Source organism: Streptomyces sp. R-07 (assembly GCF_049913175.1).
Taxonomy (GTDB): domain Bacteria; phylum Actinomycetota; class Actinomycetes; order Streptomycetales; family Streptomycetaceae; genus Streptomyces.
The window spans coordinates 8,637,614-8,650,038 of the sequence record NZ_CP183978.1 but is presented as its reverse complement, the minus strand read 5'-3'; the positions used below and the strand labels follow the sequence as shown (position 1 = coordinate 8,650,038).

General features: G+C 71.4%; 12 protein-coding genes. All 12 read right to left on the bottom strand.

All coding sequences use genetic code 11. From position 1 onward, the window contains the following. Positions 1-45: 45 nt before the first annotated feature. The 12 genes from ACN9M0_RS39575 to ACN9M0_RS39520 all read right to left on the bottom strand — a co-directional run bounded on the left by ACN9M0_RS39575 (position 46) and on the right by ACN9M0_RS39520 (position 12,405). On the bottom strand, positions 46-576 hold the full coding sequence (locus tag ACN9M0_RS39575) for a helix-turn-helix domain-containing protein (RefSeq protein ID WP_426405259.1): 531 nt from the start codon (positions 574-576) through the stop codon (positions 46-48). 19 nt (positions 577-595) lie between these two features. Further along, positions 596-874, bottom strand: coding sequence for a hypothetical protein (locus tag ACN9M0_RS39570; RefSeq protein ID WP_426402789.1), 279 nt, complete (start codon positions 872-874; stop codon positions 596-598). A gap of 150 nt (positions 875-1,024) precedes the next feature. Further along, positions 1,025-1,842, bottom strand: a protein-coding gene (locus ACN9M0_RS39565; protein ID WP_426402790.1) for an IS5 family transposase whose coding sequence is annotated in 2 segments (ribosomal slippage) — positions 1,025-1,500 and positions 1,500-1,842 — 819 coding nt in all. Because the reading frame shifts where the segments join, the coding sequence is not laid out codon by codon here. A 121-nt stretch (positions 1,843-1,963) separates the two neighbouring features. Next, the gene (locus ACN9M0_RS39560; RefSeq protein WP_426405258.1) at positions 1,964-2,644 is read right to left on the bottom strand and encodes a class I SAM-dependent methyltransferase; all 681 of its coding nucleotides are present in this window, start codon (positions 2,642-2,644) and stop codon (positions 1,964-1,966) included. Between the two features lie 118 nt (positions 2,645-2,762). Beyond that, positions 2,763-4,982 (bottom strand): FG-GAP repeat domain-containing protein, encoded by a 2,220-nt coding sequence (locus ACN9M0_RS39555; RefSeq protein WP_426402792.1) that lies wholly within the window; start codon positions 4,980-4,982, stop codon positions 2,763-2,765. A gap of 237 nt (positions 4,983-5,219) precedes the next feature. Then, entirely contained in the window at positions 5,220-6,326 is a 1,107-nt protein-coding gene (locus ACN9M0_RS39550; RefSeq protein WP_426402793.1) for a hypothetical protein, read from the bottom strand. Between the two features lie 3 nt (positions 6,327-6,329). Next, positions 6,330-7,067 (bottom strand): lactate dehydrogenase, encoded by a 738-nt coding sequence (locus ACN9M0_RS39545; RefSeq protein WP_366042549.1) that lies wholly within the window; start codon positions 7,065-7,067, stop codon positions 6,330-6,332. Positions 7,068-7,375: 308 nt separating this feature from the next. After that, positions 7,376-8,542, bottom strand: coding sequence for a DNA gyrase subunit B (locus ACN9M0_RS39540; RefSeq protein WP_426402794.1), 1,167 nt, complete (start codon positions 8,540-8,542; stop codon positions 7,376-7,378). A 223-nt stretch (positions 8,543-8,765) separates the two neighbouring features. Further along, positions 8,766-9,458, bottom strand: coding sequence for an ATP-binding protein (locus ACN9M0_RS39535; RefSeq protein ID WP_426405260.1), 693 nt, complete (start codon positions 9,456-9,458; stop codon positions 8,766-8,768). After that, on the bottom strand, positions 9,392-10,669 hold the full coding sequence (locus ACN9M0_RS39530) for an ATP-binding protein (RefSeq protein ID WP_426405257.1): 1,278 nt from the start codon (positions 10,667-10,669) through the stop codon (positions 9,392-9,394). The genes ACN9M0_RS39535 and ACN9M0_RS39530 overlap by 67 nt, the downstream gene beginning before the upstream one ends. A gap of 758 nt (positions 10,670-11,427) precedes the next feature. Continuing rightward, entirely contained in the window at positions 11,428-12,108 is a 681-nt protein-coding gene (locus tag ACN9M0_RS39525) for a hypothetical protein (protein ID WP_426402796.1), read from the bottom strand. 12 nt (positions 12,109-12,120) lie between these two features. Beyond that, positions 12,121-12,405, bottom strand: a complete 285-nt coding sequence (locus tag ACN9M0_RS39520; RefSeq protein WP_426402797.1) for a hypothetical protein — start codon at positions 12,403-12,405, stop codon at positions 12,121-12,123. Between the last annotated feature and the right edge of the window lie 20 nt (positions 12,406-12,425).

The window sequence follows — 12,425 nt, the reverse complement described above, 5'->3', positions numbered from 1 at the left end:
CGTCCCCATGCCTGGGCCCACATGGGGAACTTCGCCTCGGGCACCTCACAGGCGATCAGGTACGCGCGTACAAAGTTCGCTCCGAACCCGGCAGCGACTTGCGCCGGGAGATCCTCTCCGCCGTGCTGCGGGAGAGAGGCGCCCTGGTCTCCTTGTAGCGGCCCTCCGCGCGCCTCTCCATTTCCCTCGTCGAAGGGCGGCCGTCCTGCTCCCAGACCCGGGCGAGCGCGGCGCCGAGTTCGTCGGCGGTGCGCACAAGATCGGGCCGGGGGCCTGTGTGTAGGTGCGTGGCGTGCGGCCGCGACAGAGGTTCACGGCCTTACTCCACAGCGCCTCGGCCTGGGTGTGGTCCAGGACGCAGACGCGGATGTACCCGTCGAGGGTGTCGCGTGCGGGAGGGGTCTTTCCTCCTTCGGCACGCTGGATGGTCGTGATGGAGCATCCGAGCTTGATCGCGAGCTGCTCGCGGGACAGTTCCCTTTTGCAGCGTGCCGCTCGGAGGTACTCGGCCAACTTGCCCAGGCCGTTGACGGCGTTGGCCACCGGGCTCGGTGGCCGGCCCTTCCGGGTCGCCATGGAGCCACCTCCTCTGCCCTCACTCAGCCCTGCGAGGGTGTGGGGGTGTGGGGGTGAGGATGCGCATCGCCGAGGTGCGCAGCCGGTCGGCGATTCCGGTGGCCGCAAGGCGGATCGTGAGGACGCCGATGGCGGCGGAGGCGACGAGCAGGCCGAGGACATTGAGCGGTCGCGTGGGCGAGGCCTCGCCGGTGAGCGCGGTCAGGGCGGCGGCTGTCACCACGATCACGATGATGACGGCGGCGCCGGCGGCGGCGGCGAGAGGCTGCTTGGGGGAGATCGTACGGATGCGGGACATGATGCTTCTCTCTCTGTACCTGCCGCCACAGGGCGGTCATGGGGGTGCCCTCGGGTTGTGAGGGCGTCCGGCTCCAACCGGCTTCATACGTACGGGCGTTTGGCTCGCCACGTTGCGTGAGAGCATCGTGCCACTGAGTAAGACCGTGTCCTATGTGGTGAGGCGGACCAGTCGCTTGAAGCAGCAGAGGGCGGCGGCGAGGCCGAGGAAGGCCAGGTAGTTGCGGGGATGGCGCTCGTAGCGGTGGTTGAGCCGGCGGTAGCCGGTCAGCCAGGACATGGTCCGCTCGATGACCCACCTGCGGCGGCCGAGTCGTTCGCTGGATTCGATGCCCTTGCGGGCGATACGGACCCCGACGCGTTTCCCGCGGAGCCATTTTCGCAGCTCAGGTATGTCGTAGGCCTTGTCGGCATGCAGACGCTGGGGCTTGAAATGACGGCCGCGGTGAGGGTCGTGTCTCGTTTGGTGACCGAGCACCACGGGCTTCAGGGCCTGACTGTCGTGGGTGTTGGCCGCGGTGACGCCGACGACCAGGGGCAGGCCGTTCGCGTCCGACAGGACGTGCATCTTGGAACCCGCCCTGCCGCGGTCCACGGGGCTCGGACCGGTGAGTTCGCCCCCTTTTTCGCCCGCACGTGGGCGGAGTCGAGGACCGCGCGGGACAGGTCGAGCAGGCCGGCGTCGTCCAGGCGGTGCAGGATCTCCTCGTGCAGCCGGCCCCACACCCCGGCACGGGACCAGATCAGGAACCGTCGGTGCGCGGTCGACTTCGAAACCCCGAAACAGGGCGGCAGGGCCCGCCAGGCACAGCCGGACACCAGCACGTAGACGATCGCGGCGAACAGCGTCTCATCAGGCGTGTCCTGCGTCCCACCACCCTGCGGCCGCACCCGCGACGGCGGGATCAGCGGCTTCGCGATCTCCCACAACCCGTCCGGAACCATCCAACTCCACGTACCCCGCCCCATGACGCCCCTAACGACCGCCTCACCACATAGGACACGGTCTTAACGCATGTGGCCCCGCGGGAAGAGGCCGGCGGGGGCCACGTTCACGGCTGGGTCTGCCGTGAAGCCAGCGCGCTGCAGGTCAGGGGGCGGTCGTGGCGGTGACCAGGAGCGTGCCGAGGGCGGCCGGGTCGGGGTTCGGCAGCACCTTCGCGTCGACGGCGGTGAAGGCGTGGCGCTTGAGGATGTCGGCCCACTGCTCGGGCCCGTACTGCCAGCGCCAGACGGTCAGCTCGGTCTCGCGGCCCTCCAGCCACTTCCCGCCCGTCTCCTGCGCACCGTACTGGCCGACGATCGGCTCGCGGTGCGAGAACGCAAAGACGCCGCCAGGCGTGAGGCGTGCGGCGACGCGCGGGAACAGCTCCTCGGGGTCGGTGAACCAGACCGCTCCCCAGGTCGAGTAGATCGCGTCGAACCGGCAGGTGCTCTCGTCGAGGAAGGCGCACGCCTCGGCGTGCACGAACGTGAGCCGGGGCTCGCCGTCCCAGAAGCGCCGGGCACGTTCGACCTGCACGGCCGAGAAGTCCACGGCGGTGACCTCCACCCCCGTGCCGGCGAGGAAGGCCGCGTTCTCGCCCTCCGCCGGCCCGAGGTCCAGGGGCGGCGGCGGGGGTGCGGCGGGATCGGCGCCGGGCCCGCCGGCGGCGAGCCCGGTCAGTCGAAAGCTCGGCCTGGGGCCGGGGCGCGTCTCCCTACTCTCCCCGATGGGGCGTGCGCGTGTCCCAGTACTCGGCCGCGGGGTGGTGGGCGCGGCGCTGGTCATGAACGGGTCCTCCGGGTACACGGGCCGGACGGCGACAACCGTACGGTGTCCCTCCCCCTCGGCTGGGACGAGGAGGGACACCGCGGGCGAACCGGTCCGTTCAAAGCACGGACATGCCTCAGATCACGCTGTTGAACTTCGTGCCCTCGCCCGCGTACAGCGACGTCGACTGACGGCTGAAGGGGACGGTAGCGTAGCCCGTCGAGCGGTAGACGTACGTGCCGCCCGCCCCGTACGCGATCAGGTCCGGGCGGCCGTCGTTGTCGAGGTCACCCGCGCCGACGAGCTGGGAGAACGCGCCCCAGCCGGCGCCGATCTTCACGCGCGTGGAGAAGCCGCCACTGCCATTGCCCTGGTAGAGCCACAGGACGCCGGAGGTGTCGCGGGCGACCATGTCCCCGGCTGCCGAACCGGCGATGTTCCCGACGGCGGTGAGCTGGTTGTAGATCTGCCAGCCGCCGCCGACCTTCACCCGGGGCGCGAACGGCTTCGTGTAGCTGCCCGTGCCCTTGTAGAACCACAGGACGCCGGCGCTGTCCGTGGCCACCAGGTCGGAACGGCCGTCGCCGTCGAGGTCCGAGCCGCCGGCGAGCTTGTTGTAGATCTGCCAGCCGGTGCCGACCTGCACCCGGGTGGCGAACGTGCCGTCGCCCTTGCCCAGGTAGAGCCACTGCACACCGGAGCCGTCGACCGCGATCAGATCGCCGACGGCGCCGCCGCCGACGTTGCCGACGGCCTCGATCTGCTTGTACGTCTGCCAGCCGGGGCCGATCTTCGTCCGCTGCGCCGGCTTGACCTGGCCGTAGTCCGGACGGTCCCGCAGGTCGTCGCGCCACAGCACGCCGGCTGCGTCCCGGGCGAGGACGTCGGTGGAGCCGTTGTTGGTGTAGTCGTGCGGGTTGTACGTGCGGGTGATGTTCATGAGCCAGCCCTGGTAGGCGGGCTCGCCGGTGCCGTCGAGGAGCGTTGCCTCGGCCTCCACGCCGTACGTGCCGTTCGGCGCATCGACGCCCGCGATGACGCCGTCCCAGTCGAAGGAGAACAGCGTGCCGCTCGCGGGTGCGGCCAGGCGCTTCTTGAACTCCTTGCCGGTGGCGGTGTGCGTGAGCGTGACGTCCAGGTAGGCGTCGGCGCGCGACAGCGTCCAGCCCAGGGTCGCCTTGCCGCCGGTCTGGTCGAGGTTCACCGCGTCGGGGACGTGGACCTGCTCGATCTCCAGCGGGGGCATCACCTGGCCCGTCTCCGCCACCTTGGTGACCATCGGGGTGCCGTCCGCACCGGCCCCGACGCGGAACAGCCCGTCGCCGTCGGCGTCACGGCTGCCACGCAGCACCGCGCTGCCGTCGGCCGAGGGCGCCGACTCCGACGCCGTGACGTCGAGGACGCGAGTCTCGCCGCTGGTCAGGGAGACGGCCTTGGCCGGTGCCCAGTAGGCGCCGTACACCAACCAGTCGCCCACCAGCTCGTAGTACCACTCGTGGAAGCTGTCGCCCAGGACGGTCTTCTTCTCCTCGCCCGTCTTGCGGTCGACGGACGTGACGTACGCCTCGGTGTCGTCCTGGTCGAGCCAGGCCACGTGCGAAGCGGAGAACGTCAGGTGGCCGGAGTCGTTGTTGTATCCGGCCTTGGCGGAGGAGTAGGTCTCGGTCATCGTCCCGGCCGCCACGTCGACCAGGGCCCGGTGGCCGGTGCGCGCGTCCGGCGGGCCCGCCGCGTACCTCACGAGAACGGAGCTTCCGAGGACCGTCGAGCCGCTGATCTCGGTGGCGTCCGCCGGCAGGCCCGTGATCTTTCGGGTGGTCGTGGTGGCGCCGTCCTTGGTGACGACGCGCAGTTCGCTCGTGTCGTCCGCCTTCCGGATGTCCGCGAGGACGCTCGTCGGGCTCAGCACGGCCACGTAGGTGCCGTTCAGCGCGCCGAGGTCGATGTCCACGCCCGGGGCCGCCGGGTCGGCCATGTTCCACAAGGTGATCGACTGCATGGCATCGGGCCAGCTGTCGTCGCCGACGACGGCCACGTCGTTGCCCGCCAGGGCGTAGCCGCCGTCCTTGGGATGCCGGAGCCGCTTCGAGGCTCCTCCGTGGTAGGGCGTCCAGACCAGGTCCGTGATGCTGTCGGCGTCGACGTAGTCGTATGTGAAGAACCCGCTGGTGCCCGCGCCCGCGAGGGAGGAGCCCTCGGGGTAGACGGGAAGCGTGGTGTCGGCCTGCCCGGACGAGGCCGATGTCGTCGCGAGCGCGGCCGGGGCGGTCGCCAGCGTGCCGGCGCCGAGGGCGGTGACCGCGAGGACGGCCGTGACGGCGGTGGCGAGACGGCTGCCGGTGGAACGGAACTGCAAGGTGAAGCCCCCACAAGTCTGAGTCGGACACGGAAATGCCGTGTCCGACTCAGACTCGCGAACAGCTCGAATAGTTGCACGGAAAGCCCGGGGGTTTCGGGTCCCTACCCAGCCGGACAGTCCTCATCAGTCCTCAGCGTGTTATCGAGGCACCCCTCCTCGCGCGGCTGGGGCAGGGAGGGGCACCGTGCGCTAGTCGGGTCCCCGCGGAAAATGCTCGGACTGCCAGCGTGAGGGTCAAACACTCAGGCGGGCCACGGCGTCCTTCAGGACCGTGGCGTTGACGCTGGTGTCGTGGTTCATGACGAGGCCCTGCCGGGGCAGTTCCGCCAGGCGGGCGCGCAGGGCGGTGTGGTCGGCGGCCGGGGGCAGGAGCCCGAACGCGTCGGGGTAGCGGTCCTCGGTGGTCTCGTCGAAGAAGTCGCCGTCCTGCACGCCGCGCGAGATCTCGATCAGCCGCGGGGCGGCATCGTGGGTGATCTGCGGGAAGAGAATTCCGGCCGCGTGGCCCTGGGTGGCGAGCTGGATGGACAGCCAGCTCACGAGCTGGTCAGGCCAGAACTGCGGCTTCAGCTCCTTGCCGGACGACTTCCACAACGGCTCGCGGCCCCCGGCGAGGAGGGCGTCGGTCACCTTCTGGTGCTGGGTGGGGTGCATCTGCTCGCCGGAGGCGAGGCGTTCGCGGGTGGTCTCGACGAGGTCGAGCGCGTCGAGGAGTCCGAAGCCGATCGCGGCGGCGGACGGCCACGGCAGCACCCGCACCGTTCCGGAGTCGTCGACGCGGGCGAAGACGCGGTCGTTGGCGAGCATGGCCGATCCGGCGCGGGCGAGAGTGAAAGCGGTGGTGGTCTTGCCCGCGCCCTTGTCGCCAAGGGTGAGGATCGTGGCTCCGTCCTGGCCGGTGACGGCGGAGGCGTGCAGGACCGCCCAGCCGTCGGCGAGGAGCTGGGCCCGGACGACCTCGCGGGCCAGTCGGGCGGCGGCGGTGGCGACGGCGGTCTCGTCGGTGCCGACGATCCGCAGCAGCTTCCATTCCGCGTCCCACCGGTAGGCGAGACCCTCCGTCGGCTGGACGGCCGTGACCATGGTGTCCTCGCGGACATAGAGCATCTCGGCGCCGGCGTACTCGATCCGCTCGGGCAAGGAGCCGTCGACCACGGCCGTCAGGGCGCGCAGCTCCTCCTCGTCGACGTCGCCGGAGACCACGGGCCCGGCGATGTCCGTGACCGGCGTCGCGGTCCACCAGGCGCCGAAGTAGCGGGCGGCCCAGTCCGGGACGGCGTCACCGACGCTGGTCACGGTGACGGCGTGGCCGTCGGCGGTGGCGATACGTACAGCACTCACGGGTCAGATCTCCTTGTCGAGCTGGGTGTAGGCGGTGTGGAGCTTGTCCGCGGACGCCGCGAGCTGGGCGGCCTCGGAGGAGTCGAGTGGCGGCGGGCACGGGGTCGGCCGCCCGCGGGTGTACTGCACCGGCATGCCGAGCCAGACGCCGCCGTCCTGGCGGGTCGACACCTCGGTGACGCCGTCGTCGAGGCCGAGGGCGTGGGTGAGGGCGGTCAGGACGGCGCCGGCCGGGCCGGAGCGAGTGCGGCCGATCCCGGCGCTGATCCGGCGGGGCCGGGCGGCGAGCTCGTCGCGCACCCGCTGGACCGGAACGGGCGCGGGGCGGCCGTGGACGGTGGTGGTGGAGGCGCAGATGACGGCGGCGTCGCCGTGCTCGCCGATCACGTGCCCGCGTACGGCATCGGGGGGCACGTGCAACAGGCGGGCCAGGGTGAGGCGGTAGCGGGCGGTGTCCGTAGCGGCCCCGACGCCCAGCACCCGCGGGCAGCCGGACACCTCGGCGAACAGGCGCGTCAGGATGTCGACGGGGTTGGTGACCATCACTGCCACGCCCGGGTAGCCGGTGAGCTGCCGGGCGAGAGCCTTGATGAGCGGCGCGTTCGCCGTAAGTCCGGCCATGCGCACATCGGTGGTGGCGGTGTTGGTGAACGTGGCGCGCGGGGAGACCACGACCGCGTCGCAGTCGCAGTCGCAGTCGCAGTCGCAGTCGCCCATGGTGTCCGGGGAGGCGACGGCCACCCGGACCGGTGAGCGGGTGACCTGGGTCAGGTCCTCCAGATCGGTGACGAGTCCGCGGGCGCTGACCTCGGAGCCGGAGGCGACGAGGACCTCGTCGCACCATCCGGAGCGGACGATACGGCTGCGGAGTGGCGCCGAGAAGTTCAGCTCATCCTTCGCGCTTTCTATTAGCCGTGATCACTCACCGTGTCGGCACCACGGAACCTGAGCCAGACCGAAACCGGTGAGCAAGGCCAGCCGGGGCACTTCACCTCGACCGGCCCTGTGGGGTCCCGTCCTGGGACCCGACAAGGGTGGTTCGCGGCTGCTCAGTCCTGGCGGGTGTCCTGGGTGATCCGGCAGGCAATGGCTGCGGCCTGCTCTGGGTGTCTCTCCAGCCATGTGCCGAGGTATTCCCGTACGGCCTGGGAGACGCTGGCGCGCACTGCGGCGCCGCCCAGCATGCCGCGTGTTGAGCCCGAGAACTCCGGCCGGTCCAGCTTCACCGACACGACCGCCGTAAGGCCGTCGCCGATCCGGTCGACGCTGAGATCGGGGGCTGCTTCCGTCAGGAGCCGCCGCTCCCGCAGGTGCGCGTTGACCGCGGCCGCCACGCCGTCGCGGAATCCTGCCATGTGCGTGCCGCCGTTGGGTGTGGGCTCGCTGTTGGCGTAGCTGTGGAGTTGCTCCTCGTGGGAGCCACGCCACCGCAGGGCCACCTCGATCGTCCCGGCGATCCGGGGGTCCTCGCGCTCGAAGCCGATGACGTCTGGGTGAACGGACGCTCCCGCCTGCGCGCCGAGGAAGTCGACGAAGTCACGAGCACCGCCCGGGAAAGAGCACCGCACCGATCGGGACCTGCCCGGGGGGCGTTCGTCGGTCAGCGAGATGTCCAGGCCCCGGTTGAGGAAGGCCAGTTCCCTGAAACGCTCCGCCAGCACCGCGAACGAGCACTGCGCCGTCTCGAAGATGTCGGTGTCGGGCCAGAAGGCGATGGTGGTCCCACTTGCCGTCGTCGGTCCTGCGCTGGTGGGTGCGGTGAGCGCGACGCCGCGGGCGTACTCCTGAACCCAGTGGACGCCCTCGCGTCTCACCTCGGCTGTCAGGCGGCTCGACAAGGCGTTGATGACGCAGGGCCCGACGCCGAAGAGACTCATGGCCACAGCATGGCGGCCGCCTGGCTCCGCCCCCGGGTGCATGTGAGTCAGCAGGGCCTCGAGGCCGGGACGGCCATTGTCCCCGGCGGCCTCGACCGGGACACCTGGTCCGTCGTCGGCGACACGTACACCGCCGTCGGACGTGAGGGTGACATCGACGGCGCTGGCACGCCCGGCCAGGACTTCGTTCACCGCCCGGCAGGCGATTTCGAACACCATCCGGTGCACGCCGCGTTGGCTGGTCGAGCCAACGTACATCCCGGGCCGCATCCGCACGGCTTCCCACCCCTGCAGCACCTGAATGTGGCTGGCGTCGTACGGATTTTCGGCGTCACTCATTAGGCCCCCCAATGGTGTCTCCAGCGGAGCCTCCAGCCTAGGCGGATCTAGGGAAGATGCCAGGTCAGGCCTTATTCGTCGAGGGCGTAGGCGGGCGGGTGGGCGCCTGTTCGGAGGAGGTCTGCCCAGGGATCGCGCGCCGCTGTCGGAGGGCAGCCGGGGGCTTGTGGAGACCGCGCCAGACCCCAATTCCGGCGACCCCGAGGCCCCCGATTCCGATGCGTCACACACCTGCCCGGAACACAGTGGCCGGTCGCTTCATCGCTGGACTCCTCTCGGAGCACGTACATGGCCGGGCGGGCCAACTTGGGGATTGCAGCGGGGCAGTTCGTGGAGACTGGGATGGGTCGCTTGGGAGGCCGGTGTTCAAGCGGCCGATGTTCATGCGGGGGTCGCGGGCCAGGAACTCGCCGGCCCGCTCGGGCCCTCCGTAGGGGGAGAGGTCGGTGGTGACCATGCGCAGCAGGTCCTCGTCGTCTGCGGGCAGGCCGAGCCAGGCCAGGCCGCGGGCGGCGAGGACGGGGTCGGCGGTGCGGGCGAGGAAGCGGTGGGCGAGCAGGCCCTGGGTGGTGGAGGTGCCGAGTTCGAGGACGTCGTGGCAGCCGAGTCCGACGCCGGCGCCGTGCTTGCGGCCGTCGTAGACGATCTCGTCGATCAACGCCTGGCCCTCGGTGGAGGAGGTGAGCCAGTACGCCTCGTCCAGGGGCAGGAGCGTGAAGCGGGGGTCGGTGAACACGGTCTCGCGGGCGATCGCGGCGATCAGGTAGAGCACGGCGCGGCCGATCAGTGCCTCCAGCGGCTGGGAGCGCAGCCGTTCGGGGTTGGTCGCGGCCTCGCGGGGCGGGAGGGTCAGGCCGGTGGTGGTGATGACGACGAAGTCGGAGGCGAGGCCTGCGGCCAGGTCGAGCGGCGGCAGGGTGTGGTCGAAGACAGCTGCCGCGAGCGGCTCGTCGGCCGCGACCCGGAGCCATTCGACGAGCGCAGCCGCGCGCCGGCCGCGGGCGCTGTCTTCCAGGACATCTCCTGAAGGGCGTCCAGGACGAGGGACATCGACGGATAGGGGGCGGCGGCGGCCTGCTTGACCGCGGTTTTCAGCAGGGCGCCGTGCTCGGTCATCGCTCCGACGCCGAGCTGCACGGTCAGATAGGACAGGGCGTAGCGGGCGCCGACGGCCGGGTCGGTGAACACGCGCAGGGGATCGATGGACATGTCGGCGGTGGCGGCGTCGACGACCTGGCAGCGGCCCGGCGCGGCGGAGCGGGCGAAGCGGGCCCACTCGCGGGACTTGGTGCGGTCGATCGCGATCGCCCGGCCGCCGCGGTCGACGACCGATCCCGTGATCAGCTTGAGCAGGGTCGACTTGCCGCCGCCGAGGTCACCGGCGAGCGCGAAGCTGGCGCCGGCGTTGTGGACGGGGGCGTCGGCGATGTTCAGCAGGACCGGGGAGATCGTGCCGATGTCCTGCGAGTAGCCGACCATCGCGCCCGTCGGGTCACCGAAGGCCTGCCCGTGCAGGGCGCCGTGCATCGCCCAGTCCTCCCCCAGTTCGTGCTGGACATACTGGCGGACCGCCGCCGGTGTCACCGCGGCCGGCAGGCCGAGGGTGAAGAGTTCCTCCTGGCCGCCGACCGGGCGCACGAGCCGGTAGTTCGCGCCCTTGAGGCGGGCCTGCAGGGCGGCAGCCCGCTGGTCGCACTCGGCCGGCGTGGTGCCCCAGACGCTCAAGGCGGTCACGGACTGCACCTCGACCTCGACACTGGACCGCGACGCGCGGGCCCCCAGGTCGCCCAGGTCGTCGGCGGCATCGTGCAGAGCATCCGGCAGACCGGTCGCACGGCGGGCGGCGTACTGGTCGGCCTGGTCGACCAGGTCCCGCTTCTTCTTCGTGACCGCGGCGACGACCTTCTCGGAAGCGACGGTCGACAGATCGACGACCCAGTCGACCGCGAACGGCAGCCGGTCCAGCTCCGCGAAGAACTCCGCCCCGGCCGCAGTGAACCGCCGGGGCATCTCCGCCAGCGCCAGGTGCGCCTGGTAGGAGGTGCCGGCCTCGGACTCGACCTGCAGCCAGCGCCGGCCGGCCAGACTCCCGGCCGCCCCGCCACCTCCCCCCGGCCGCCCCGCCACTCCCCCGCCCTCCCACCCGCCCCCCGTCTCGGCTGCGGTGTGCCGGCGTGCTGGCCGCCTTCGAGGAGGCAGGCGTGGCCGAGGTCGGCGTGGGACGGGGAGCGCAGGATCCCGCCCGTCATACGGCTCCCCCACAACGTGGAGCGTTCAGCCTCGCCGAGGAGTTCGGCCTCCAGGCCGCGGCCGACGGCATGCTGGTGCATCCACACGATCTCCGCCGGCGTCGCCCGCCGCAGCTGGATCCCGCCGGTGAGCTGGGCCTCCACCTGCTCGGCCCGCTCCCGGTACTCATCGACCTCGCGGGCCCTCACCGGCGCCGGCGGCAGCCCCAGCAGCCCCGCGAGCTCCGACCACGCCGTCCCGGCCGTCGCCTGCCACTGCCCCCTGCCACCGAGCGCGGGAAGCGGGACGGCCAGCCACACAGTGCGCCGGTGCATGTCCACCGGCTCGTGAAGGTCCTCGCCCGCCAGCAGCCGCAGCTGCGCCTTCGGCGACCTCCGCCCACGCCTCGTGCCGCCGGTAGTCGACGCCGTCCAGAGTTCCGGCGACGACCTCGCCCGCGTCAATCCGGGCACACAGCCCGAGCATCCGGGCACTGCCGGGCAGGGACCGCACCAGAGCGGTGACCTGGGCGGTGATCTGCTCGCGGGTGCGGTCAGGCATGTAGCGGGAGCCGGCCGGAGTGAGGGACCACACGGCCCACACGGTGCCGCTGGTCGACCAGACGAGGTGATCGACGATGTGCCGCAAGGGAAGCTTCATCGGGCTGCTCCCTTCGCCTTCGATCGGTCATGAAGCATCTGCTGCAAGGGAGTGCGAACCGGACCCCCGCCTCCGCCCGCCCGGACCGGGACCGGGACCGGGACCGGGACCGGGACCGGGGCCAGGGCCAGGGCGGCCGGATCGGTGGCGGCCGGACGCCACCGGCGGGCGGGCCGGACAGCCAGGCGGGGACCGGGCCGGCCCTCCGCCCCCGCCGGCTCGACCGGCTCGGTGGGCTCGACCGGCTCGGTGGGCTCGAGCGGCCCGACCGGTTCGGTGGGATCGGTGGTGTGCTCGATCAGGACGGTGCCGGTCAGGTGGTGTGTCCTCGGCGGGCGGGCGGCCCGGCCGCCGATCCGGCCCGCCTTGGGCTGGAGCGCCCGCCGGGCCAGTCCGTAGAGCACCCACACCGGAGCGCGGCCGCCGATCCGCTGGGCACGGGACGCCCACACCAACACGCCGAGGGCGAGGACCGGAACGGGTCCGAGGCCGGACCACCACGAGAACGTCTTGATCAGGACCAGGACGCCGACGGCCGCGATGACGAGCTGGCCGGCGTTGTAGGGGCCGAACCACAGGACGAAGTCGCCCAGCTTGCCCAGGACCCAGGGGTGGGTGCGGGCCTTGGTGTAGTTGCGGCCGACCCGGGGCGCGGGCCCGCCGGGAGTCGCGCTCATGATTGCGCGCCGTCACTTGCCCGCCGGCGCCGTCGGCGTTGAGGCGCCGATGTTGGTGATCTCTTCCTTGAACGCCTGGGACAGCTCGTCGCGGGACTGGTAGAGACCGGCACAGATGACCAGGCCGATCAGGGCGCCGATCCCCGCCTTGACGCTCATCTTGCTGGCCACGGCAATGACGACGGAAATGAGGATGACGACCATCAGGGCCTTCTCACCCCACTCGCCGCCCAGGCTGAGCAGGTGGTCGCCGATCTCCTTGATCGGGGCGGCAAGGACAACAGAAGCGGTGCTCATGGCGGACTCCTTCACAAGAA

Coding starts and splice junctions, on each gene's coding strand:
- ACN9M0_RS39520 (WP_426402797.1), bottom strand. CDS start 12,405: ATGAGCACCGCTTCTGTTGTCCTTGCCGCCCCGATCAAGGAGATCGGC.
- ACN9M0_RS39560 (WP_426405258.1), bottom strand. CDS start 2,644: ATGACCAGCGCCGCGCCCACCACCCCGCGGCCGAGTACTGGGACACGC.
- ACN9M0_RS39525 (WP_426402796.1), bottom strand. CDS start 12,108: ATGAGCGCGACTCCCGGCGGGCCCGCGCCCCGGGTCGGCCGCAACTAC.
- ACN9M0_RS39570 (WP_426402789.1), bottom strand. CDS start 874: ATGTCCCGCATCCGTACGATCTCCCCCAAGCAGCCTCTCGCCGCCGCC.
- ACN9M0_RS39575 (WP_426405259.1), bottom strand. CDS start 576: ATGGCGACCCGGAAGGGCCGGCCACCGAGCCCGGTGGCCAACGCCGTC.
- ACN9M0_RS39540 (WP_426402794.1), bottom strand. CDS start 8,542: ATGAGTGACGCCGAAAATCCGTACGACGCCAGCCACATTCAGGTGCTG.